Origin of the sequence: Bradyrhizobium sp. AUGA SZCCT0105, from assembly GCF_018129565.1 — a bacterium.
Classification (GTDB): domain Bacteria; phylum Pseudomonadota; class Alphaproteobacteria; order Rhizobiales; family Xanthobacteraceae; genus Bradyrhizobium.
This window is the reverse complement of record NZ_JAFCMK010000004.1, coordinates 642330-666279: the sequence shown is the minus strand read 5'-3', so window position 1 is coordinate 666279 and position 23950 is coordinate 642330. Positions and strand designations below refer to the sequence as shown.

Below are 23950 nucleotides of genomic sequence, written 5' to 3'. Positions count from 1 at the left end.
CGTTGAGGCGAACAATCGGGGCCCCGGCGCAAGCCGGGGCCCTTTTTGTTATCCCGTAATCCGTAGCCCGGATGAAGCGCAGCGAAATCCGGGGCTCTGTCCCCGCGACGATTCTTCCCGGATTACGCTGCGCTTCATCCGGGCTACGATGCAGGCAACATGACGGGCCTTGTTTTCTTCATATTGCGTCGCAATTGATGTATTTGGCTAAGCTGATAGTGACGCTGCGACGGCAAAACGCGCGGATTGCGCGCTGACTATTTCGGGAGAGATCGGATGTCGCTGGATTCAGACGTGATCGTCGACCGCCGCCGGATCAGGCGCAAGCTGACGTTCTGGCGCGTCGCCGCTGCGGTCATTGCAATCGCGGCCATCGTCGGCGTGGGCGTGATCGCCGCCGGCGGACGCGGCACCTTTTCGACGTCGAACACGATCGCGCGGATCAATATCGACGGCCTGATCCGCAGCGACCAGGAGCGCGTCGAAGCGCTGGAGCGGCTCGGCAAGTCAAGCTATGCGGCCGTGGTCGTGCACATCAATTCGCCCGGCGGCACCACTGCGGGCTCCGAGCAGCTTTACGACTCGCTGATGCAGCTGAAGGCGAAGAAGCCGCTCGTCGTCGTGGTCGAGGGACTGGCGGCCTCGGGCGGCTACATCACGGCGATCGCCTCGGACCATATCGTCGCCCAGCAGACCTCGCTGGTCGGCTCGATCGGCGTGCTGTTCCAGTTTCCCAACGTGTCCGAATTGCTCAAGACCGTCGGCGTGAAGATGGAGGAGATCAAGTCTTCCCCGCTGAAGGCGGCGCCCAACGGCTTCGAGCCGACCAGTCCGGAGGCCCGCGCTGCGATCGACGGCCTGGTCAAGGATTCCTATGCGTGGTTCCGTGGATTGGTGAAGGAACGGCGCGGCATGGACGACGCCCTGCTGGAGAAGGTCGCGGATGGCCGCGTCTTCACTGGCCGGCAGGCGGTCGATCTCAAGCTGATCGATCAGCTCGGGGATGAGAAGACCGCGATCGCCTGGCTGGTTGCGGAGAAGAAGGTCAAAAGCGACCTGCCGGTGCGCAATTACAAGCTCAATCCGCGATTCAGCGACCTGACCTTCCTGCGCACCGCGGCGTCGATGACGCTCGATGCGTTCGGCCTTGGCGGCATCGCGCGGCGGATCGAGCAGGGTGGCGTTGCCCAGGCGGTCGACCGGTTCGGGCTCGACGGCATGCTGGCGTTGTGGACTCCCGGAGGAACCGACTAGTCGAGAGCGAAAGGCGTACTGATCAGGGTATTCTCGCTCTGCGGGAATCGCCGCATGCCCCAATTGGGCTATTTGTCACGCGATTTCACGGCGTCCTAAATCGATTTAGCGTCTTGACAGTGCACGGCATTTTCACGGAAATGGGTTTCCGCAAGAGCCCGGATCCCATTTTCGATGATCAAATCCGAACTTGTTCAGCGTATCGCCGAGCACAACCCGCACCTCTATCAGCGGGACGTCGAGAATATTGTGAATGCGATTCTCGATGAAATCGTCGCGGCGCTGGCGCGTGGCGACCGCGTCGAGCTGCGCGGTTTTGGCGCTTTCTCGGTGAAGCATCGCCCGGCCCGTGCCGGCCGCAATCCGCGTACCGGAGAGCATGTGCCGGTCGACCAGAAGAGCGTGCCGTTCTTCAAGACCGGCAAGGAAATGCGCGAGCGCCTCAATCGCGACGAGGCTGAGGCGGGAGCCTCCAAGATCGACGCGCCCAAGGCTGATGCTTAAGGCTGACGCTTAGCGCGACGCCCGGCGTTGTCGTTGCTGCGAGCGATGGGCCCGCACTTTCTCCATCGCTGCGAGAGATGGTCATGCGAAAGTTCTTCACGGCAGTGGTCGTCGTTCCGCTCGGACTGATCTTCATCATCTTCGCCGTCGCCAACCGTCACTGGGTGACGGTGTCGTTTGATCCCTTCAACTCTGTGACGCCGACGGTTGCGGTCACACTGCCGCTGTTCGTCGTCATCATCGCGTCCGCCATTCTCGGCGTGATCGCCGGTGGCATTGGAACCTGGTTCAAGCAAGGGCGCTGGCGGCGCGCTGCCCGGCAGCATGAGGCCGACGCCCGCCACGTCCGCGCCGAGCTCGCCGACCTCAGGGCCACGGCCTCCCGGGACGACGCGCAGCGTCGTTCGGCCCCGGCCCAGCTGGGCTTTTACGGGCCCAATGGGCGAGACAAGCAGGGCGCGACGTTGTAGAACCCGCCCCGTCGGACCCGGGGCAACCCCTGTTCCGGCCGCCCGAAAACCCGTTTTTGAGACCCGTTTCGAGACCATGCCCCTGCTCGTCAAAATCTGCGGCCTGTCCACGCGCGAGACGCTCGACGTCGCGCTTGAGGGCGGCGCGGACATGGTCGGGTTCGTGTTCTTCTCCCCGTCGCCGCGCCATATCAGCCTCGAGACCGCGCGCGAGCTTGGCAGCCGCGCCAAGGGCCGCGCCGTCAAGGTCGCGCTGACGGTCGATGCCGACGACGCCACGCTCGAAAACATCGTCGAGACGCTGCGCCCGGATATCCTGCAATTGCACGGCAAGGAAACCACCGCGCGGCTGCGCGACATCAAGCAGAAGTTCGGCCTGCCGCTGATGAAGGCGCTGCCGGTCGAGACCGCGGCCGACCTCGCCCCGCTGCCGGGCTATGCCGGCGTCGCCGACCGTATCCTGTTCGATGCCCGCGCGCCGAAGGATGCCACCCGGCCCGGCGGTCTCGGCGCGCCGTTCGATTGGCACCTGCTGGAAAATCTCGATCTCGCGCTGCCCTACATGGTCTCCGGCGGGCTCAACGCCGCCAACGTCGCTGAAGCTGTCCGCGTCACCCGCGCCGGCGGGGTCGACGTGTCGTCGGGCGTCGAGCGCACGCCGGGCGTCAAGGATCCCGAGCTGATCCGCGCCTTCATCCGCGCCGCACGCGCAACCCAAGAACTGATGGTTCGATGAATCAAAACCTGCCCAATTCCTTCCGCAGCGGCCCCGACGAGCGCGGGCATTTCGGCATTTTCGGCGGACGCTTCGTCGCGGAAACGCTGATGCCGCTGATCCTCGATCTCGAAAAGGCCTATGCCGACGCCAAGGCCGATCCGGCGTTCCAGGCCGAGATGAATGTCTATCTAAAGGACTATGTCGGCCGGCCCTCGCCGCTCTATTTCGCCGAACGGCTCACCGAGCATCTCGGCGGCGCCAAGATCTATCTGAAGCGCGAGGAGCTCAACCACACCGGTTCGCACAAGGTCAACAACGTGCTCGGCCAGATCATGGTCGCGCGCCGCATGGGCAAGAAGCGCATCATCGCCGAGACCGGCGCCGGCCAGCATGGCGTGGCGACGGCGACGCTGTGCGCGCGGTTCGGGCTCGAATGCGTGGTCTATATGGGCGCGGTCGACGTCGAGCGGCAGCAGCCCAACGTGATCCGCATGGAGATGCTGGGTGCCAAGGTCGTCCCGGTGCAGTCGGGCGCGCGCACGCTGAAGGACGCAATGAACGACGCGCTGCGCGATTGGGTCACCAACGTGCACAACACCTTCTATTGCATCGGCACGGTGGCGGGCCCGCACCCCTATCCGATGATGGTGCGCGATTTCCAGTCGATCATCGGCCACGAGACGCGCACGCAGATGCAGGAGGCCGAGGGCCGGCTGCCGGACTCGCTGATCGCCTGCATCGGCGGCGGCTCCAATGCGATGGGACTGTTCCATCCGTTCCTCGACGATCCCTCGGTCGAGATATTCGGTGTCGAGGCGGCCGGTCACGGGCTGACGCAGCTGCATGCGGCCTCGCTCGCCGGCGGGCGCCCCGGCGTGCTGCACGGCAACCGCACCTATCTTTTGATGGATGCCGACGGCCAGATCGAGGAAGCGCACTCGATCTCCGCCGGCCTCGATTATCCCGGCATCGGCCCCGAGCACGCCTGGCTGCATGAGACCGGCCGCGTGAAGTATCTCTCGGCGACCGACGAGGAAGCGCTGGCCGCATTCCAGCTGCTGTCGCGCCTCGAGGGCATCATCCCCGCGCTGGAATCCGCGCACGCGATCGCAAAACTGTCCGAACTCGCGCCGCAGCGGCCGAAGGATCATCTGATGGTGGTCAATCTCTCGGGCCGTGGCGACAAGGACGTGCCGCAGGTCGGCGACATCTTGAAGGCGAGGAAGAAGTGACCACCCGTATCGACGCACGTTTCGCCGAGCTGAAGCAGCAGGGCCGCTCCGCTTTCGTCACCTTCGTGATGGCCGGCGACCCCGACGCAAAAACCTCGCTCGACATCCTCAAGGCGCTGCCGAAGGCCGGCGCCGACGTCATCGAGATCGGCATGCCCTTCACCGATCCGATGGCCGATGGCCCGTCGATCCAGGCCGCCGGCCTGCGCGCGCTCAAGGGCGGCATGACGCTGCGCAAGACGCTGGCGATGGTCCGCGACTTCCGCAAGGACGACAACACGACGCCGATCGTGCTGATGGGCTACTACAATCCGATCTACATCTACGGCGTCGAGAGCTTCCTGGCCGATGCCAAGACCGCCGGCGTCGACGGCCTGATCATCGTCGACCTGCCGCCGGAGGAAGATACCGAGCTCTGCATCCCCGCGTTGAAGGCCGGGCTGAACTTCATCCGGCTGGCGACGCCGACCACCGACGACAAGCGCCTGCCGGCGGTGCTCGCGAACACCTCGGGCTTTGTCTATTACGTCTCGATCACCGGCATCACCGGCGCTGCGACGGCCGATTCGAACGCGGTTGCAGAAGCCGTTGCCCGCATCAAGCGGCACACCAAGCTGCCGGTCTGCGTCGGCTTCGGCATCCGCACGCCGGAAACGGCGCGCGCGATCGCCGAGAACGCCAACGGCGCCGTGGTCGGCACCGCGATCGTCGACGTGGTGCGCGCCAATCTCGATGCCGAGGGCCGCGCGACGCCGAATACCGTGAGCGCGGTGGCGGACCTGGTGTCCGCGCTGGCGCAGGGGGTCCGGGGCGCCAAGCAGGCCGCTGAATAAGCCACATTTTGCGGCAACAAGGCCGCAGACGGCGGCTTGCCGGGTTCGCCCGGCCCGCCATATATCCAGCTGGTGCGGGACCGACCCGCATTTCGGAGCGAACCATGAACTGGCTCACCAACGTCGTCCGGCCGAAGATCCGTAACATCCTGCGGCGCGAGACGCCGGAAAACCTCTGGATCAAGTGCCCGGATTCCGGGCAGCTGGTGTTCTACAAGGACGTCGAGGCCAACCAGTTCGTGATCCCCGGCTCGAACTACCACATGCGCATGGGCGCCGTGGCGCGGTTGAAGTCGATCTTCGACAACGAGACCTGGTTCGACGTCGCGTTGCCCGAGGTGACGGCGGATCCGCTGAAATTCCGCGACGAGCGCAAATATGTCGACAAGATCAGGGATGCGCGGGCCAAGACCGGCCTGAACGACGCGGTCAAGGTCGGCTACGGCAAGCTCGAAGGCACCGGCGTCGTGGTCGCGGTGCAGGATTTCGATTTCATGGGCGGTTCGCTCGGCATGGCCGCCGGTGAAGCGATCGTGCGCGGGCTCGAGCTCGCGGTCGAGAAGAAGTCGCCCTTCATCGTGTTCGCCGCGTCCGGCGGCGCGCGGATGCAGGAAGGCATCCTGTCGCTGATGCAGATGCCGCGCACCACGGTCGGCGTGCAGATGCTGCGCGAGGCGAAGCAGCCCTACATCGTGGTGCTGACCAATCCGACCACCGGCGGCGTCACCGCCTCCTATGCGATGCTCGGCGACGTCCAGATTGCCGAACCCGGTGCGCTGATTGGCTTTGCCGGCGCCCGCGTGATCGAGCAGACCATTCGCGAGAAGCTGCCGGAAGGTTTCCAGCGCGCCGAGTATCTGCGCGAGCACGGCATGGTCGACATGGTCGTGCACCGCCATGAGATGAAGGCCATGCTGGCGCGGCTGTGCCGCCTGCTGACCAAGGCGCCGGCGCTTGAAACCGCGTCCAAGCCCACGGTTGCCGTCACCGAGCCGGCCCAGATCGTCACGGCACCGGAGACGGTGCCGGCCGCGCCGCACGCGTGACCGCAAGCGCCGCCCCATCGCAACCCTCGTTCGAGGCGTTGATCGCGCGGATATCGGCGCTGCATCCGAAGCGCATCGATCTCAGCCTCGATCGCATGCGCGGCCTGATGGAGCGGCTCGATCATCCCGAGCGCAAGCTGCCGCCGGTGATCCATGTCGCCGGCACCAACGGGAAGGGCTCGACCATTGCCTATCTGCGCGCGATCCTCGAAGCCGCCGGCCTGCGCGTGCACGTCTTCACCTCGCCCTATCTGGTCCGGCTCAACGAATGCTACCGGCTGGGTGCCACAGGCGGCGGCAAGCTCGTCGGTGACGACGAGCTGCGAACGACGTTCGAGCATTGCGAGCGCATCAACGCCGGCAACCCCATCACCATATTCGAGATGGAAACCGCAGTCGCGTTCTGCCTGTTCGCAAAGCATCCGGCCGACGTCGCGCTGCTCGAGGTCGGCCTCGGCGGCCGGCTGGATTCCACCAATGTGGTGGAGACGCCGCTGGCCTCGGTGATTACGCCGGTCAGCATGGATCACATGGAATTCCTCGGCGATACGCTGACTTTGATCGCCGGCGAGAAGGCCGCGATCATCAAGCGCAAGGTGCCGGTGATCTCTGCCGAACAGGCGCCGGACGCGATGGCCGTGATCGAGGCGGAGGCGAACCGCATGCGCGCGCCGCTGCATGCGGCCGGCCAGCAATGGCATGTCGGCGTCGAGCGCGGCCGGCTGGTCTATCAGGATGAGCGCGGCTTGATGGACCTCGCCGCGCCAAAGCTGTTCGGCCGGCACCAGTTCGACAACGCGGGCCTCGCGATCGCGACCTTGCGTGCGATCGACACCTTCAAGCTCAACATCGCGGCCTATGAGGCCGGCATCGTCAATGCGGAATGGCCGGCGCGGATGCAGCGGCTGGTCTCGGGCGCGCTCGTCTGCCAGGGGCCGCAGGGCTCCGAGGTCTGGCTCGATGGCGGCCACAATGCCGAGGGTGGCCGCGTTGCGGCGGCGGCGCTCGGCGATCTCGAGGAGCGGGTGTCGCGGCCGCTCGTTGTGATTGCCGGCATGATGGCCAACAAGGATGCCAATGCCTTCCTCGCCAATTTCGCCGGGCTGACGCGCCACATCATCGCGGTCCCGGTGCCCGGCCGCGACAACGGCATGGCGCCGGACAAGCTCGCCGACGCCGCGCGCGCGCTCGGCATGCGCGTCGAGATCGCATCCGGCGTCGACGCCGCGCTGCAACGGCTCGCCAGGCTGGCCTACGAGGTGCCGCCGCGCATCCTGATCACCGGCTCGCTGTACCTCGCGGGTCCCGTGCTTGCGGCCAACGGCACGCCTCCTGCATAAATGGTCCCGCGTCCCGGATGCGGTGCGCATGTGGGAGGACGAGACACCATGCGTTTTGCTGCGATCGCCGACATCCACGGCAACCACCTCGCGCTTGGAGCGGTGCTGTCGGATATCCGCGCGCAGGGCATTTCCGACATCGTCGATCTCGGCGACATGGTGAGCGGGCCGCTCGACGCCCGGCCGACCATCGACATGCTGATGGCGCTCGATGCGGTCCATCTGCTCGGCAATCACGACCGCTATCTGATCGACCGCCCGCACGAGAAGATGGGTTCCTGGGAGCGGCTGACCTACACCCAGCTCGAGCCGCGGCATCTCGACTGGCTGCGCACGCTGCCGCCGAATGCGGTCTATCGCGACGAGGTGTTCCTGTGTCACGCGACGCCGCAGGACGACGAGACCTACTGGCTCGAGACGGTGCTGCCGGGCGGCGAAGTCTGCATGTCCACGCTGGGATCGATCGAGGCGCTGGCGGCCGGCGTGACGCAATCGCTGATCCTGTGCGCGCACACCCATACCGCGCGCGCCGTGCGGTTTCGCGATGGGCGGCTGATCGTCAATCCCGGCAGCGTCGGCTCACCCGGCTATCGCGCCGGCAAGCCATATCCGCATGTCGTGGAGGCCGGTTCGCCCGATGCGCGCTACGCGATTCTTGAACAGGTCGGTCGCGACTGGGACGTCACCTTCCGCCACATCCCCTACGATCACGCCGCGATGGCGGCGCTGGCGCGGCGCAATGGTCAAGCCGAGCTCGCCTCGGCGCTGGCGACGGGATGGATCAGGTAATCTGCCTGCGTGCAATCTTCGTCACACGCGGGCTTGACCCGCGTGTCCATCAATCTTCGTAAGTACCTCTTTTCCAAAGCGGATGGATGGCCGGGTCAAGCCCGGCCATGACGAGCGAGGATTCATCTCGCTCAAAACAAAACGGCCGGCATGACGCCGGCCGTGTCGCAATTCGGCTAATTCGAAACAGATCAGACCGCAGCGGTGATCCACTGCTGCAGCTTGGCCTTCGGCGCGGCGCCGACCTGACGGGACGCCATCTCGCCGCCCTTGAAGATCATCAGGGTCGGGATCGACATCACGCCATACTTCGACGCGGTCTTCGGGCTCTCGTCGACGTTGAGCTTCACGATCTTGACCTTGTCGCCCATCGCGCCGGAAATCTCATCGAGAGCGGGCGCGATCATGCGGCAGGGTCCGCACCACTCGGCCCAGAAGTCGACGACCACCGGCCCGGTCGCCTTGAGCACTTCGGCTTCGAAATCGGCGTCAGAAACCTTGCCAACGGCCATGTGAGTACCTCGTACAGTTGAGAAAAGGGCGCGGCGGAGAATCGCGCCCGGGGAGCATGGGTCAAACCTATGAACGCCCCCTTGCCGGGTCAAGCTCGCTCACGCCGACATGAACTTATGCCAGCCCGGCGTCCAGCGCGGGGGCGGAAATCTCCATGATTTCAGGTGTTTCGGTCCAAAGCAGCGCGGCCCGGACGGGCAGCTGGGGATAAAGCTTCGCCAGCACGGCCCGATAGAGCGCGAGCTGCCGCACATAGCCCCGTGGCGCCTCCGCGGCGGTCTTCGGCGGGGCGTGGTTGGTCTTGAAATCGACGATCAGGACGTCGGTCGGCGTCACCACCAGCCGGTCGATCTGGCCCGAGACCAGCGCCTTCGGCTGGCCCGGCCGCTCGAGCCGTCCGACGATCGAGACCTCCGCGCGGCTGCCGGGCGCGAACACCGCGGCGAAACGCGGATCGGCAATCAAGTCCAGCACCTGGTCTGCGAGCGCGGCTTGCTCCTCGTCGCTCCAGCCGTCGGCGTTGCGCGCGAGGTAGCCAAGCGCGGCGGTGCGCCGCCGCTCGGCGGCAATTTCGGGCAACGATTGCAGCAGGCGATGTACCAGCGTGCCGCGTTGCAGGGCGCGGGCGCGCAGCAGCACCGATTCGCCGGTTCGTATCGGATGGCTGTCGCCATCGGCCGGATCGGACGGGCGCAGTACGCCCGCGGCGAAAGCTTCAGGTGCGGCCGCGGTCCGCAGCCAGGACGGCAGCGCGATCGGCGCTGCGGCCGTTGAAGCGGCGGCGCCGGTGAGATCGGCGACGTCGTCCGGCCGCGAATAGCGCATCACCTTGCCGGCCGGCGTCTCGAGCTCTTCGAGCTTCAGCCCGGCATTGGCGAGCCCCTTGGTGATCAGATCGTACCAGGAGGATTTCCGCACCGTGTTCATGTTGCCGGGCATGCAGCCGCCGACGATCAGCCGGTCGGCCGCACGGGTCATCGCGACATAGAGCAGGCGGCGATATTCGTCCTCGGTGTCGCCGAGCATCGCCTTGCGCGCGTCGGCGACATTGGGTGGATCCTCGGCCTTCTTGCTGGCCCACACCACGACGCCGGGCGCGTTCGGCGCGGCATTGCCCTGCGGCAGATGGATCAGCCGCAGCCGCTGCGTGTCGGACGGCGAGGTCGTGGTGTCGACCAGGAACACGACCGATGCCTCGAGGCCCTTGGCGCCGTGCACGGTCATGACGCGAACCTCGTCGCGCGAAATCTCCATGTCGCGCTTCACCTCGGTGTCGGCGGCGCGCAGCCAGGCGATAAAGCCCTGCAGCGAGGCCGGCGCCTTGCGCTCATAGCCCAGCGCGAGCTCGAGGAATTCGTCGAGCGCATCATTGGCCTCGTGGCCAAGCCGGCGCAGGATGCGCGCCCGTCCGCCGTCGCCGCCGAGCAGCCAAGCATAGAACGCGAACGGCGTCTCCTCGGTGAAGCGGCGCTCGCATTGTTCGAGGCGGCGCAGCGCGGCCGAGAAGCGCTCATCGGTCGGCGCCTGCGCGGCCAGCGCCTCGCGCAGCGAGCCGCGGCGCTGATACGCCAGCTTGAACAGGTCGTCGTCATCGAGGCCGAACAGCGGGCTCTTCAGCGCCACCGCCAGCGCAAGGTCGTCCTGCGGCAGCAGCAGCGCGTCGGCGAGGTTCATCAGGTCGATGATCGCGATGTGCTCGGTCAGCTTCAGCCGGTCGGCGCCGGCAACCGGAATGTTGGCGTGCTTCAGCGCCTGGATCACCGCGTCGAAGGCGTTGCCGCGCCGCCGCACCAGGATCAGCATGTCGCCATAGCGTAGCGGCCGTCGTCCGCCTTCACTGCCGGTCATGGTGCCGCTAGAGACGAGGCGCTTGATCTCGGCCTGGATGCGCCGTGCGAGCTTTACTTCGGGGCTGGTCACCGAGACGCCGTCGAACGGCGCGCGCCAGCCCTCGATGTCCTGGCGGTCGTCGGCTACGGCGAGATCCCAGAGCTCGATCAGGCTGGGGCCGGCGTCGGCCATCGCATTGTGGATCGGATAGCCGTTCTCCACCGCATGGATGCTGCGGAAGATCTCCTGCTCGCGGAATACATGGTCGACCGAATGCAGGATCACCGGCCCCGAGCGGAACGAATAGGTGAACGACACCGGATCGAATTTCAGCCCGGCTTCCTCGAACCGCCGCTTCAGCTCGCGCCGCCGCAGATCGAACTCGCGGGGTGCTGCGCCCTGGAACGAGAAGATCGACTGCTTCTCGTCGCCGACCGCGAACACGGTACGCACCAGGCCGTCGCGCGCGCCGGCGCCGGAGGTGAATTCCGAGATGATATGCGCGACGATGTCCCATTGCCGCGGGCTGGTGTCCTGCGCCTCGTCGATCAGCACGTGATCGACGCCGCGGTCGAGCTTGTAATGCACCCAGCCTGAGGAGACGCGGTCGAGCATCGCCAGCGTCTTGTCGATCAGATCGTCATAATCGAGCAGGCCGCGCTCCAGCTTCTCGCGCCGGTAGTGCGCGGCCGCCGCGGTCGCGATGTGGATCAGCGCCTCGGTGCGGTCGCGCGCGACCACGGCGCGCCTCCGCTCGATCAGCGGGCCGAGCCGGTCGACCTCCGCCTCGAACCGGTGGCCCGCGACGGCATTCTTCTTGATGAAGTTGTTGGTGATGACAGACGCGCGCGGCGCGCGGTCATCGGTCAGGAAGACGCCGAGATATTCGTCGACCTGGGCTGCCCCGGTGAAGGTCAGCGCGCTCCGCAGCCGCTCGGCCTGCTTCTGGTCCGCCTTGCTGCTGGTGTCGAGCAGCGTCGCCAGCTCCTTCCAGCCAGACCGCGGCAGGTTCGGCCCGTCGACGATCTCGCGTTCGACATCCTCGATACGAATCTCAGAGGAGACACCGAGCGCGGCCGACATCTGCGCGGCAGCGGCCGCGGCGTTGCCGGCGGCATCGGTCCAGGCCATGAAATGGTCGCGGCTCAGACAAGCCTCGCGGACCACCTCCTTGAAGGTGACGTCGGCGGCATTCGCCATCGCCGTCCGCAGCGCGCGGCCGATGGGACTGTCGGGAATCCGCGACGCCTCGAGGAACACCGCGAGATTGGCGCGTTCCATCATTTCGTTCTGGTCGCGGTCGTCCAGCACGGCGAAGCGCGCCGGCACGTTGGCCTCGAACGGAAACTGTTGCAGCAGACGGGTGCACAGCGCGTGGATGGTCTGCACCTTCAAGCCGCCGGGCGTTTCCAGCGCGCAGGCAAACAGCTTGCGCGCCTCGCGCCGCAGCGAAGCGCTCGGATGTGCAATGCCGGCCTCGCGGATCGCGACGTTGAGCGCCTCGTCGTCGAGCGTCACCCAGTGGCCGAGCGTCGTGAACACGCGTTCGGCCATGTTGGCCGCGGCAGCCTTGGTGAAGGTGATGCAGAGGATCTTCTCTGGCGGCACGCCGGACAGCAGCAGGCGGATCACGCGCTGGACCAGCACGTGGGTCTTGCCGGAACCGGCATTGGCCGACACGAACGTCGACACCTTCGGATCGGACGCGCGCGCCTGCGCGTCGCGCACCGCTGGCGGGATGGGTCTGATAGCCTTCACCATTCCTCGATCCCCAGGCCGCCGGCGGCGGACCATTCCTTGATGCGCGCGAGGTCGTCATAGGCGCCGTAACGGTTCGCCCACATCGAGAGGTTCAGCGAGGTGTAGGCCTGCTGCTCGTCGTCGAACGCGCGGATCAGATCTTCCAGCTTGCGCCGGGCGCTGTCGGCGGCCTCATCGGGCGGCTGCGGCGTGTCGTTGGTCTTGATCTTCAGTTCCAGCGAACGTTGCTCGCCCGGTGGGTTGTTGCCGCTCAGCCTGACATAGACGAGATCGCCGACCGAAGAGTCCGCCGGAATGTCGGCGAAGCCGCCCTCGCGCAGGATCGCGGCTTCCAGCGTGAGCTGCGGCGACAGGCCCATGCGCACCTGCTTGCCGGTCGGCGGCTGGCCGGTCTTGTAGTCGAGGATCGCAAAGCTGCCGTCGTCGCGCCGCTCGATGCGGTCGGCGCGCGCCGAGAGCACGAATGTCCTGGCATCGTCGAGCGGAATGCCGATCTCGCCGCGAATCTCGGCCTTGATCGAATCAATATTGCCGCGCCGGGCTCGCTCCCATTCGGCAAACCACGCCGCGATACGCTGGAAGCGTGGCCACCACAGCGCGCGCGCTTCGGGCCGCTCCATCAGCGGCGCGAAATGCTTGGCCCCGATGTCGCGCAGCGCGCTCTTGATGTCGTCAGGCAGCGCGTCGGCGTAAGTTTGTGTGAACTCGCCGAGGGATTCGTGGATTGCGGAGCCGCGATCGGCCGCCGACAGCGGCATGTCGACGGGATCGAGCGGATCGAGCTTCAGGATGTAGCGCGCATAGATCGTGTAGGGATCGCGCAGCCAGTCCTCGATCGCGGTGACCGACATTTTCAGCGGCCGTGCCTCGCGCGGTGGCCGCGGCTCCGGCTGCGGGATCGGCTGGACTGTATCGGGTCGGTCGAGCTCGGCGGCGTATTGCACGTAAGCTTCGCCGGCCGATGTCGCAGCCTTCCAGCGCGCTTCGCCCGCCACCGCCTCTAACCGATGCAGGAAGCGCGAGGCGACCGCCGGCGCGCCGCCGACCTTGGCCGCATGGGTAAGGATCACCTCGTCATGGCCGAGCAGTTGGGTAAAGTCGTGCGCAGAGAGGCCGATGCGCCGTTCGGGAAGATCGAGCCCGAGCTCGTGCCGCATCGGCCGGCTCAGCCACGGATCGATCCGCGGCGCCGGCGGCCAGACGCCCTCGACCAGACCGCCGAGGATGACGCGATCCGACTCGGTCAGACGCGCCTCGAGCTGGCCGAAGATGTTGAGTTGCGCGCGCGCCGATTCCGGCCGCCGCACCATGCGGTCAGCGAATGCGGTCTGGAACACCTCGGGATAGTCTGACAGCGGCGTCATCAGCCCGCTCGGCTGCTGCTTGGCGAGCAGCTCGTCGAAGGCGGACGCGAGCGACGCGCCGGCGCGCTCCTCGAACACGATGGCGACGCCGTTCTGGTCGGCCGACAGCGCGATCAGCGCCTCGCGATGACGCGCGGCCAGCTCGGCGAAATCATAGGGCTTTGACGAGGCCATGCCTTCCAGCGGCGCCAGCGCCGCCTGCAATCTGGCGATCAGGTCCTGGGCCTGGTTGAGCTCGTTGTCGCGCAGCCGGGCGCGCGGCTCCATGGCGTGCAGCGACGAGGTCTCGCCGCCATGCAGCTTGACGAGCTCGGCGCGGAAACGCACAAAATCGCGCGCGAGGCCGTTGGTCGCAGCTTGCGGCCGTGTGCCGCGGAGCAGCGCGATCTCCAGCACCTCGATCGCGCGCTTCAGGGCGCCATGGGCGCCGCCGAGCCGGAACAGCGGATGCTTGAGCAGAGCGAGCAATGTCGGCGGTTCCAGCCCCTTGGCCGCGGCCCCCGCGGTGAGGCGGGCGAACACGCCGGGTGGCGTTTCCATCAGCGCATCGCCACCGGAATCGTCGAACTCCAGCTTCCAGCGCGTCAGCGAGGCCATCACGCGGCGTGCCAGCGCGCGATCAGGCGTCACCAGCGCTGCCGATTTGCCGAGATGCCGTGCCTCGCGCATCGCAACCGCGATCGCCAGCGCCTCCATTTCCGGATTGGGGGCTTCGACCACGGTGAGGTTGGTCATCCCGGCGGAAATCCGCGCCACGATCTCGGGCCGCTCCAGCCGGTCGTGCCACTGCGCGGTCGCGGTCGAGGGGCGCATCGTCTCCGACACCAGCACCTCGCGGCCGAGCGGCGCAGGCTCAGCAAGGCTCTCGACGTCGCGGCGCTTGATCCCGAAGCGGTCGAGCAAGGCGTGCATCGCGAATTGCGGGTGGTTGGACGAGGGCGGCGTGGTGAACCTGCCGTCGTCGCCGCGTTCGCCGCCGATCGTGTCCCAGGAGTCCTCGTCGAGATCGGTGTCGAGCCCGGGCAGCACCACGGCGCCGTTCGGAAGCTTCGCCACCGCGTGGAGGAATTTTGCGGTGGCCGGCATCGAGCCGGTCGAACCAGCCGCAATCACCGGGCCCGTGGGATGCGCGGTCAGCCGCGTCGCCTCTGCCTCGATCAGGAGATCGCGTCGCGCGGCCGGCTCGATCCGGCCGATCTCCTTGAGGTAGTTCGGCCAGGCGTCGCGCGCGATGCGCAGGAAGTCGAGCGAATGCTGCCAGTATTTGTCGAGCTGGTCCGGCACCAGGCGGTCGAGCGCGCGCCAGTCGACGCCGCGCGTTACCATGTCGTCCATCAGCCGCGCCAGGTCGCCGGCGAGCTGCAGCGTCGAGGCCGGGCCGCCGACCACCAGCGGCGCCGACACCGGCGTCTTCGCCCAGGCCGCGACCAGATGCGCCAGCGTCAGCCGGCGCTCGAGCTCGCCGAGTCTCGGCGGGATCTCCAGCGGCGCGGCGCCGCCGACGTCGTCGCCCTGGTCGGCGAAAGCGAGCTCGTCCTCATCGATCTCGCCGAGCGCGACGATGCGCGGCAGCACCGCGGCGTCGGAATCGAGCACATCGAGGAAGATCTCGCGCGCCAGCCGTCCGGCGCGGCGGGTCGGCAGATAGAGCGTGGCGCCGGCGAGTTTCGCCGGATCGTTGCGTGCCTCGAATCCCGCGACCAGCCGGCCATCGACCAGCGCCGAAATGACGGTGCGCAGGAACGGCGCAGAGACGGGAACGCTGAAAACGCGCATGGGCTGCCTGGTTCGAATCAGGCGCCAATATAGGGAGCGGCGGCCGTCGTTAGCCACCCCTGCGGGTCAGCCATCACCGCTGATTATCGCAGCCGGGCGGCGCAGCGATCGACGGCATCCAGGAACCAGCGCAGCGCCGGATCCTCAGCCGCGCGGACTGTATGGATCAGATCGATCGCGAAGGCAGGGATGTCGATCGGCGGCATCACGACGGCGATCTCGGCGAGATGCGTGAAGCGGCGGGCGACGCGCTCGGCCATCGTGGCGATCAGATCGGTGCCGGCCACGGCGAAAGGAACGGCCACCACATGGGCAAGCGTCACGGCCACCCGTCGCTTCAGCCGATGGCGCGCCAGCAGCGCGTCGATCACGCTCGGCAGCCCATCGCCGCCGGCCGCGGAGAACAGCGCGTGCGGCAGGGTTTCGTAATCTTCCAGGCTGAGCGCCTCTGATCGGCTTGCGCGCGTGCCATCACGGATGCAGACGAAGCGTTCCTCGAACAGCCGGTGCCGGACACAGCGTGGCGAGCCCGGCAGATGGCCGCCGATCAGCGCATCGAGTTCGGCGCGCTCGAGCTTGACCAGGGCCGCCGTCGTGTCAGTCAGCGGGCGCACGGCAAGGTCGATGCCCGGGGCCTCCAAGCGCAACAAGCGGCTCAGTTCCGGCACCAGAACGAGGTCGCCGTAGTCGGTCGCCGCGATGGTGAAGCGCCTTCGCGCGGTGGCCGGATCGAAGCCCCGATCGGGCGCCAGCGCACCCCTGATTTGCCGCAACGCCTCTCCGATCGGCCCGGCCAGTGCCAGTGCCTTTTCGGTCGGCTGCATGCCGGCGCCGGCGCGCAGGAACAGTTCGTCCGCAAACAGCGCGCGCAGCCTTCGTAGAGCGCTGCTCATCGAGGGCTGGGCGAGGCCAATGCGCTCGGCCGCACGGGTGACGTGGCGCTCCTCGATCAGCGCCTCGAAGGCGACCAGCAGGTTGAGATCGACGGCAGCTAAATTCATCATAACAATAATGCTTATAAGAACAATCGATTTCAACAATGATTTGCGTGCGCCTACGGTCGCGACCGACACGACCACGAGGCGAAAAGACTTGGGACGATCATTCGCGAAGCTGATGCCGCGCGGGCCGACCTTGCTGGTCATCGGCGTGCTGGCCGGGCTGGCTTTCCCGCCCCTCGCGGACGGCGCACGCCCGCTGATGGCGGCGGCGATCTTCGTTCTGGTTCTCGGTACCTTTCTCCAGGTCGACGGCGCGGCGTTCCGGCGCGCGCTGGGGCGTCCGCTGGTTTCGCTGCTGTTGCCGGCGCTGGCGATGCTGGCCTGTCCGCTTGCGGTCGGCTTCGCGGCGCGCGGCGCCGGATTTCGGCCGGAGCTGATCGTTGCGCTGGTGCTGTCGGTGTGCGCGCCGCCATCGACCGGCACGGCGGCGGTCGCGCGCATGCTCGGATTCGACGCGGCCATTCCGCTCGCCGTGACGCTGCTGTCGATGGCGCTGGCTCCGATCACGGTTCCGCTGATCGCGGCGGGGTTTGCCGGTCTCGCGCTCGATCCGCTGGCGCTCGCCGCGCGGCTCGCGCTGCTGGTTGTCGGCGCCGGCGCGCTGGCATTGCTGCTTCGCCGTCAGGCCGCTGCACAATTGGCGCGGCATTCGCGCATCGTCGATGGGCTCGTGCTCGCCTCGCTGCTCGTGTTCGCGACCGCCACCATGGCCGGGGTGTGTGCACAAATCCAAGCACAGCCGGCCACCGCGCTGACTTTGGTGGGCCTTGCCTTCGCCTGTAATCTCGCGCTGCAAGCGCTTGGCGCGCTGCTGACGCCGGGTCCGCTGGCCGAGCGATTGACCACGGGCCTCATTCTGAGCAACCGCAACGTCGGACTGGTCTGGTCGGCAATGGGCGCGGCGGTGTCGCCGATGACGGCGCTGTTCTTCGCCGCCACACAGTTTCCGATCTATATGATGCCGCGCCTGATCGAGATGCTGGTTCGGCGCGAGCGCAAGGAGAAAGCCCCATCATGAGCGCGACGACCCTGACCGAAGACCTCGCCGTCCGTTTTGCCCGCATCGCGCTCGGCCATGTCACACGCGAATATCCGAACAAGCCGGATCATGTGCTGGCGGGTCCGCAGGATGCACGCACGCCGCGCGAGCTGCATCCGGTGTTCTTCGGCAGCTACGATTGGCACTCCTGCGTCCATAGCTACTGGATGCTCGCCCGGCTGCTGCGCCGCTATCCGGCGTCCGAAGCGGCGGACGAGATCCGCGCCTTGTTCGACGCGCAGTTCGTCACGGAGAAGATCGCGGCCGAATGCGCCTATCTCGCAGCCCCGACCGCGCGCGGGTTCAAGCGGCCTTACGGTTGGGGCTGGCTCTTGAAGCTTGCGGCAGAGCTCGCGCTGCTCGATGAAACGCAGTGGCGCGAGCAAATCACGCCGCTTGCCGCAATCTTCGCGCAGCGCTTCCGCGATTTCCTGCCGCTCGCCACCTATCCGGTGCGGGTCGGCACGCACTTCAACACTGCGTTCGGGTTGCGCATGGCCGCCGACTACGCCGCAGTGACGCAGGACGATGCGCTCAGTGCGCTGTTCCGCGAGACGGCGCTGCGTTGGTACGGAGCCGATCACGATTGCCCCGCCTGGGGTGAGCCCAGCGGCGATGATTTCCAGTCGTCGGCGCTGATCGAAGCCGAATGCATGCGTCGGCTGCTGGCGCCCGGCGACTTCCTACCCTGGTTCGACCGCTTCCTGCCTCAGCTCGCGCAACGCGAACCCGCAACCCTGTTCCGGCCGGCAGCGGTCACCGATCGGTCGGACGGCAAGCTTGCGCATCTCGACGGGCTCAATCTCAGCCGGGCATGGTGCTGGCGCGCGCTGGCCGGCGCATTGCCGGAGGGCGATGCGCGGCGCCCGATCCTGCAGGATACGGCGCGAGGCCATCTCGACGCCGGCCTGCCGCATATCGCCAGCGACTATATGGGCGAACACTGGCTCGCGAGTTTTGCGGTGCTCGCCATCGACAGCGAAGGCTGAGGGGGTGGTCGCTTACGCGACGCTTTCCAGGAAAGCTTCTTCCGCGGCCAGGATCGCGTCGGGTGTCCCGACATGCATCCAGACGCCGTCGAGGCGCAGGCCGAACAGCCGCTCCTGCTCGTTGGCGCGGTCGAACATCTTGGTCAGCGAGAATTCACCGGCGGGGGCGTCGGCGAACAGCGCAGGCGATATGATCGCGGCGCCGGCATAGACGAACGGCACCACCTGGTTCTCCCGCCGCTTGCGCAGCGCGCCGTCCGGCAACATCGAATAGTCGCCGCGGCCGCTATAGCCGATGCTCGAGGCGGTCGGCGCCATCAGCAGCAGAATATCCATCCGCGCGGGATCGAAGGTCTCCGCCAGCCGCGCCAGATTGGAGCGCACGCCGTCGATCCACATCGTGTCGGCATTGAGATGGAAGAACGGCGCATCGCCGAGCAGCGGCAGCGCCTTCACCACCGCGCCGCCGGTGCCGAGCACCTGGTCGCGCTCGTCCGAGATGATCACGCGCGGCCTGCTGCGGGTCTTGACGTGCTCGATGATCTGGTCGGGCAGATAATGCACGTTCACGACCGCTTCGCTGACACCGGCGCCGGCGAGCTTGTCGAGCACATGGTCGAGCAGCGGTTGACCGGCGACGCTCACCAGCGGCTTCGGCATCGTGTCGGTCAGGGGGCGCATGCGCACGCCGAGGCCCGCAGCGAGCACCATAGCCTTATGGGGAGTGACGGGCATTTTCCTGATGTTCTCGGTCATCATCTCTCGGTGCCGATCATATCACGGCGATTCGGCAAGCGCATCGATCAGACGCCATAGTCACAGGACATGACGGCCGTAAGACGGCAATGGCGACGATAGCCTAGACGTCGGCAGCCTGCGCGCCGCGTCGGGCAGTCTTCTTCTTGTCGCCTTGTTTGAGGAAGTTGACGCCGATCTGGTCGCCATTGACCCACGCCAGTTCGCAGCGGCGATAAGCCAATCCTGTTGACGACAGCAACAGAAAGAACTCCTTCAGGTTCAGGCCCTCGACCGAGCCGTCGACGGAGAGCTTGGCACCCGTCTCCGACACGTCTTCCATGGTGCAGTCGCGCCGCCAGGTGCCGTCGATGCCCATCATGTGCGCCGCTATGCCGCGCTCAAACGTGACACGATCGCCCTTGCGTCGTTCCGTCCCCATTGTGTGGTCCCGCTCCCGATCGGCCGCGCCCTGGATGATATGCGGCCTCCGCGACCTTAGGAGACCCAAGGCTAATAACCCGTAAACTACGGTACTGGGGGAGGGACGTTCGCTGTGTACCAGATGCGGAAGGTGGCCAGTGCCGGATGGGCCAGCGACCGCTCGAGGTAGGTCCAGATCCGCGGCTGGTGCTTCAGATATTGCGGCTTGCCGTCGCGGCGGTTGAGCCGCGCAAAGGTGCCGAGCAGGCGGGTGTTGCGCTGCGCCGACATGATCGCATAGAGCTCGGCGAAGCCTGCGGGATCGAAGCTCTCGTCGGTGGCGCGCCGCGCCTTGATGTAGCGGGTCAGGAGCGACAGTTCGAGCTGCTCGGGCACGTCGATCCGCGCATCCTGCAGCAGCGACACCACGTCATAGGCCGCAGGGCCGAGCAGTGCGTCCTGGAAGTCGATGATGCCGACGCGCAGGATGCCGGTGCGCTCGGCAAGCCAGATGATGTTCGGCGAATGGAAATCGCGGATCACCCAGGTCTGCGGCGCCGCGGCGGGTTTCTGCAGAAGGCCGCGCCACATCCCGAGGAAGTCGCTGCGGAGCTCCTCGTCCGGCTGCACGCCGCGGTCGGGCAGGTACCATTCCAGCATCAGCCCGATCTCGATCAGCCAGGCGTCGATATCGAACACCGGGATGTCGTAGCTCTCGTCTGGTGTCACCGGCAGCGTATCGGGCAGCGCCTCGCGATGCAGCGCCGCCAGCATGTCGACGGCGGCCTCGTAACGCTCGGCGATCGGCTGCGGCGGGTCGCCCTCGATCACGCCTTCGGCGCCGAGATCCTCGGTGATCAGGAAGCCGGATTCGAGATCGATGTGGCGGATCGCCGGTGCGGAGAAGCCGTGCTTGCGCAGGCCGTTTCCGATGGCGACGAACGGCCTGACGTCTTCGGCGAGATGCACCGCTGCGCTGTAGGACCGGCCGTTGTAGATCGCCGGGCCGTCGGGACGGCGCGGCGAGTTCATCAGGATGACGCTGCCGTCGTCGTTGCGCAGCCGCGCATAGGAGCGCGTCGAAGCATCGCCCGGCATGCGCTCGCGGCGGGCGTTGAGGAAGCCGCCGTGCTCGAGGAACTGGCGCAGCTCGTTGAGCCGCGCAACCTTCGCCGCGCCTTTGCCATGGCCGGTGATCTCGGCGGCGCGTGCAGCCGACCCGAGCGCCGGGCGGTGGCTGAACGCGATGTCGATGCGGTCGGAGGGCATGGCGTCCGGCGCGCGTTCCGGCCACTCGATCAGCGCCACGATGTCGTCGGGCAATGGCGACAGCCCGATCTCCTCGAGCTCGCTGGCATCGTTGATGCGGTAGAGGTCGGCATGAACCAGCGGAAACGACGGCAGTTCGTAAGTCTGCGCCAGCGTGAACGTCGGGCTCGGCACTTCCAGCGTCTCGTCCGTGGCGAGATAGCGGATCAGCGCGCGGGCGGCCGCGGTCTTGCCGGCGCCGAGGTCACCCGACAGCGTGATGACGTCGCCGGCGCCGATCAGGAGCGCGAGGTCGGCCATCAGCTCGGCCGTCGCGGTTTCGTTCGCGAGCGCCACCGAGAATGTCGAGGTCGCCGTCATTCCGCGGCGTTGCGATGTGCGGTCTGGTCGATCGGGAAGTCGCAGGTCACGGTCGTGCCGCGGCCTACGGTCGAATCGACGCGCACCCGTCCGCCATGCAGTTCGACAAAGGAGCGGACCAGCGACAGGCCGAGCCCGGCGCCGCGATGCCGCGAGCCGTGGGAATGGCTCTCGAACCAGTTGAACACCTTGTCGCGCATCTCGGCCGGAATGCCGGGACCGGCGTCGGTCACCGAAAACACCACGCTGTGCTCGGTGCGGTGCGCGCTGATCGCGACGGTGGCGTCATGCGGTGAGAAGCCGACCGCGTTGGCGAGCAGATTGTAGAGCACCTGCACCACGCGCCGCTCGTCGCCGACGAAGGCGCCGATGTTGGGCTCGATATCGACCTTCAGCGTGATGCGGTCGGTTGCAAGGCGGTCCTGGATGCCTTCGGCGGCGGCCTCGATCGCCTGGCCGATATTGACCGGGCCGAGCTCGAGCTTCATCGCGCCGGCGTCGATGGTGGCGAGATCGAGAATGTTGTTGGTCAGCGCCAGCAGCGCGTTGGTCGATTTGGTGACGTAGTCGAGATATTCGGCCTGCTTCGGCGTCAGCGGTCCGGTCGAGGGATCGCTGAGGAAATGCGCGAAGCCGATGATGGTGGTGAGCGGCGCGCGCAGCTCGTAGGAGACGTGGTGGACGAAATCCACCTTCATCTGGTCGGCGGCTTCCAGCGCCTCGTTGCGCTCGCGCAGCGCCCGCTCGACGTTCTCGGTGTCGGTGATGTCCTGGAAGGCCAGCAAGGTCTTGCCGTCGGGCAGCGGGATGGTCATGCAATTCAGCACGCTGCCGTCCTTGCGCTCCAGCTTGAGCGCGACCTGGGCGCGGTTCTCGATCGCGGTGATCTGCTCGCGCAGCGTCCGCCAGGTCAGCGCGTCGTCGAACAGCGGCCGGCACAGCGCTTCCACCGCCTCGATATGCGGCTCGCCCTGCAGCGCGTCGGCCGGCAGCTTCCACATCTTGGCGAAGGGCGGGTTGAACAGCTCGGCGCGGCCATTGCTGCCGAACACCGCGACCGCCTCGCCGAGATTGTCGAGGGTCTCGCGCTGCACCCGCGTCAAGCGGTCGTAGCGGCGCGCGAGGTCGAGGCTCTCGGTGACGTTGTCGAACAGATAGGTGACGCCGCCCTCGAGGTTCGGCGTGGTGACGACGCTGATGGCGCGGCCGTCGGGCAGGAACCAGGTGTAGGTCTCGGATTCGACCGCGCGATAGGCCTCGTGCAGCTTGGCCTTCCAGGCGCGGAAGTCCGGCTGCTCGGGCAGCTTGCGGTTGGCGCGCAGCCGGTCCAGGACGCTGGAATCGTCGGGATTGCTGTCGAGGAAAGCCTGGTCGAGGCCCCACAGCCGCCGATAGGACTCGTTGTAGAAGGTGAGCCGCCGGTCGGCATCGAACACCGCGACGCCCGAGGATAGCTGATCGAGGGTGCGCCGGTGCGCTTCGACCATCCGCGCGATCGCCGCGCGCAGCGCCGCGGCTTCGCTGGCGTCGATCGCGATACCGGCGCTGCCGCCGGACAGCTTGAGCGCCTGCACGTCGTAGATCCGCCGCTCGCCGCTGACCACGATCGGCAGCCGCGCGGCATAATTGGCGTTGTCGTTCAGCGCGCGGGTCAGCTCGGTGCGCTGGTCGCTTTCGAGCAGTTCGAGGTTGCGCTGCAGCGCATCCGACACGCTCTTGGCCTCGGTGGCGCGGACATAGGCCGCGTTGGCATAGCGCAGATTGCCCTCGAGGCTCTTGGCCCAGATCGGCCATGGCGCGGCGGCAGCGAAATCGCGCAGCAGCTCGGTCTCCTCCTGCAGCGTCTTGTAGCGCAGGTTGGATTCGGCGAGCTCGCGGCGCAGGCCGCCGAGTTCGCGGATACGCAGGATGGCCTGGCCGCCGATCGCGCGGCCCATCGCCTCGATGGCGCGGCCGGCCGAGGTCGAGAGGTTGAGCAGGAACGCCTCGCCCTTCTCGCGCAACGCGTCGACCGCGTGGTCCATCTGCAGCGCCGGCTCGGGCGGCAGCCAGGTTCCGAAGGCGAGGATGCGTTGCGGCGCGCTTTCCTGCGACATCACCAGCGAGACGTCGCCCGAGATCTGCGGCCGGTTGTCGCCGGCGGCCCAGGAGATCAGGACCTGCGGCTCGACGAACAACAGGGCACGCAGCCGGTCCGATTGCGCCTGCAGGTCCGTGATCTCGGACTGCAGCTGCTCCTCGTTCCGCGTCGCGCGCTGGCGGGTGCGCATTAAGAGGATCGCGGCGACGGCGGAGAAGCCGACCAGCGCGAACGACGTCGCGAGAACCGCGACCTCCTGATGATTGAAGCCGAAATGATCCGACAGCGCCTGGGTCACCAGGCTCTCGGCGGCAAACGAGGCGCGGGCCGGCAGCAATGCGGTGATGGCGAGCCCAAGCATGCCGTCGCGCGCCAGTGAGGTGCATGACAGCAGGGTTCGACGCATTGCCGCGACTACGCCCGACATATGTTGCCCCAGAACGCACAAACCTTAAGGCATGATCCGGAAAACAGGAGACCGGTATTCCCCCACGGCAAACGTATAACGTTTGTCCGGGGATCATGCCCAAGCAGGACCCAACAGCCCGACGAAGACCCCCCCGTCGCGCTCGAATCAATCCAGAATAGTCCCAACCGGACTCGGCGAGTAAGAGTCCAGACCGT

General features: G+C 67.0%; 19 protein-coding genes. 11 read left to right on the top strand and 8 right to left on the bottom strand.

What is annotated here, in order from left to right; genetic code table 11:
• The first annotated feature begins 276 nt into the window (after positions 1–276).
• From sppA to JQ573_RS22645, 9 genes are all read left to right on the top strand, one after another.
• Positions 277–1254 carry a signal peptide peptidase SppA gene (gene sppA, locus JQ573_RS22685; protein ID WP_212312556.1) on the top strand — a complete coding sequence of 326 codons (978 nt, stop codon included), beginning with the start codon at positions 277–279 and terminating at the stop codon, positions 1252–1254.
• A 174-nt stretch (positions 1255–1428) separates the two neighbouring features.
• Entirely contained in the window at positions 1429–1758 is a 330-nt protein-coding gene (locus JQ573_RS22680; RefSeq protein WP_050426527.1) for an integration host factor subunit beta, read from the top strand.
• Positions 1759–1841: 83 nt separating this feature from the next.
• Positions 1842–2228 carry a lipopolysaccharide assembly LapA domain-containing protein gene (locus JQ573_RS22675; RefSeq protein WP_207834248.1) on the top strand — a complete coding sequence of 129 codons (387 nt, stop codon included), beginning with the start codon at positions 1842–1844 and terminating at the stop codon, positions 2226–2228.
• A gap of 76 nt (positions 2229–2304) precedes the next feature.
• The gene (locus tag JQ573_RS22670; RefSeq protein WP_212312554.1) at positions 2305–2964 is read left to right on the top strand and encodes a phosphoribosylanthranilate isomerase; all 660 of its coding nucleotides are present in this window, start codon (positions 2305–2307) and stop codon (positions 2962–2964) included.
• On the top strand, positions 2961–4178 hold the full coding sequence (trpB, locus tag JQ573_RS22665; RefSeq protein WP_194457488.1) for a tryptophan synthase subunit beta: 1218 nt from the start codon (positions 2961–2963) through the stop codon (positions 4176–4178). Before JQ573_RS22670 ends, trpB begins: the two co-directional genes overlap by 4 nt.
• Entirely contained in the window at positions 4175–5011 is an 837-nt protein-coding gene (gene trpA / locus JQ573_RS22660; protein ID WP_212312552.1) for a tryptophan synthase subunit alpha, read from the top strand. The genes trpB and trpA overlap by 4 nt, the downstream gene beginning before the upstream one ends.
• 104 nt (positions 5012–5115) lie before the next feature.
• Positions 5116–6057: an acetyl-CoA carboxylase, carboxyltransferase subunit beta gene (accD, locus tag JQ573_RS22655; RefSeq protein WP_212312550.1), complete on the top strand. Its 942-nt coding sequence runs from the start codon at positions 5116–5118 to the stop codon at positions 6055–6057.
• A gap of 95 nt (positions 6058–6152) precedes the next feature.
• Positions 6153–7397 carry a bifunctional folylpolyglutamate synthase/dihydrofolate synthase gene (locus JQ573_RS22650; protein WP_409334682.1) on the top strand — a complete coding sequence of 415 codons (1245 nt, stop codon included), beginning with the start codon at positions 6153–6155 and terminating at the stop codon, positions 7395–7397.
• Positions 7398–7445: 48 nt separating this feature from the next.
• A complete protein-coding gene (locus JQ573_RS22645) occupies positions 7446–8186 on the top strand; it encodes a metallophosphoesterase (RefSeq protein WP_212312537.1) in 741 nt (246 codons plus the stop codon).
• A gap of 191 nt (positions 8187–8377) precedes the next feature.
• On the opposite strand, the gene trxA is transcribed toward JQ573_RS22645, so the two are convergent.
• The 4 genes from trxA to JQ573_RS22625 all read right to left on the bottom strand — a co-directional run bounded on the left by trxA (position 8378) and on the right by JQ573_RS22625 (position 16575).
• Positions 8378–8698 (bottom strand): thioredoxin, encoded by a 321-nt coding sequence (trxA, locus tag JQ573_RS22640; protein ID WP_016847387.1) that lies wholly within the window; start codon positions 8696–8698, stop codon positions 8378–8380.
• A 115-nt stretch (positions 8699–8813) separates the two neighbouring features.
• Positions 8814–12290 carry a double-strand break repair helicase AddA gene (addA, locus tag JQ573_RS22635; protein ID WP_212408738.1) on the bottom strand — a complete coding sequence of 1159 codons (3477 nt, stop codon included), beginning with the start codon at positions 12288–12290 and terminating at the stop codon, positions 8814–8816.
• A complete protein-coding gene (gene addB / locus JQ573_RS22630) occupies positions 12284–15430 on the bottom strand; it encodes a double-strand break repair protein AddB (protein ID WP_212312533.1) in 3147 nt (1048 codons plus the stop codon). The genes addA and addB overlap by 7 nt, the downstream gene beginning before the upstream one ends.
• An 83-nt stretch (positions 15431–15513) precedes the next feature.
• Positions 15514–16575, bottom strand: coding sequence for a LysR family transcriptional regulator (locus JQ573_RS22625; RefSeq protein WP_249132097.1), 1062 nt, complete (start codon positions 16573–16575; stop codon positions 15514–15516).
• On the opposite strand from JQ573_RS22625, the gene JQ573_RS22620 reads away from it, so the two are divergent.
• Both JQ573_RS22620 and JQ573_RS22615 read left to right on the top strand, forming a co-directional pair.
• Positions 16523–17449, top strand: a complete 927-nt coding sequence (locus tag JQ573_RS22620) for a hypothetical protein (RefSeq protein WP_249132095.1) — start codon at positions 16523–16525, stop codon at positions 17447–17449. The two genes, JQ573_RS22625 and JQ573_RS22620, sit on opposite strands and share 53 nt — an antisense overlap.
• The gene (locus tag JQ573_RS22615; protein WP_212312531.1) at positions 17446–18459 is read left to right on the top strand and encodes a DUF2891 domain-containing protein; all 1014 of its coding nucleotides are present in this window, start codon (positions 17446–17448) and stop codon (positions 18457–18459) included. The genes JQ573_RS22620 and JQ573_RS22615 overlap by 4 nt, the downstream gene beginning before the upstream one ends.
• Before the next feature lie 12 nt (positions 18460–18471).
• Here the strand turns inward: JQ573_RS22615 and JQ573_RS22610 are convergent, their stop codons facing one another.
• The 4 genes from JQ573_RS22610 to JQ573_RS22595 all read right to left on the bottom strand — a co-directional run bounded on the left by JQ573_RS22610 (position 18472) and on the right by JQ573_RS22595 (position 23753).
• Positions 18472–19194 carry a nucleotidyltransferase family protein gene (locus tag JQ573_RS22610; RefSeq protein ID WP_212312965.1) on the bottom strand — a complete coding sequence of 241 codons (723 nt, stop codon included), beginning with the start codon at positions 19192–19194 and terminating at the stop codon, positions 18472–18474.
• 124 nt (positions 19195–19318) lie between these two features.
• A complete protein-coding gene (locus tag JQ573_RS22605; RefSeq protein ID WP_212312529.1) occupies positions 19319–19636 on the bottom strand; it encodes a PilZ domain-containing protein in 318 nt (105 codons plus the stop codon).
• A gap of 86 nt (positions 19637–19722) precedes the next feature.
• Positions 19723–21246, bottom strand: a complete 1524-nt coding sequence (gene tsaE, locus JQ573_RS22600; RefSeq protein ID WP_212312527.1) for a tRNA (adenosine(37)-N6)-threonylcarbamoyltransferase complex ATPase subunit type 1 TsaE — start codon at positions 21244–21246, stop codon at positions 19723–19725.
• Positions 21243–23753: a PAS domain-containing sensor histidine kinase gene (locus JQ573_RS22595; protein WP_212312525.1), complete on the bottom strand. Its 2511-nt coding sequence runs from the start codon at positions 23751–23753 to the stop codon at positions 21243–21245. The genes tsaE and JQ573_RS22595 overlap by 4 nt, the downstream gene beginning before the upstream one ends.
• Between the last annotated feature and the right edge of the window lie 197 nt (positions 23754–23950).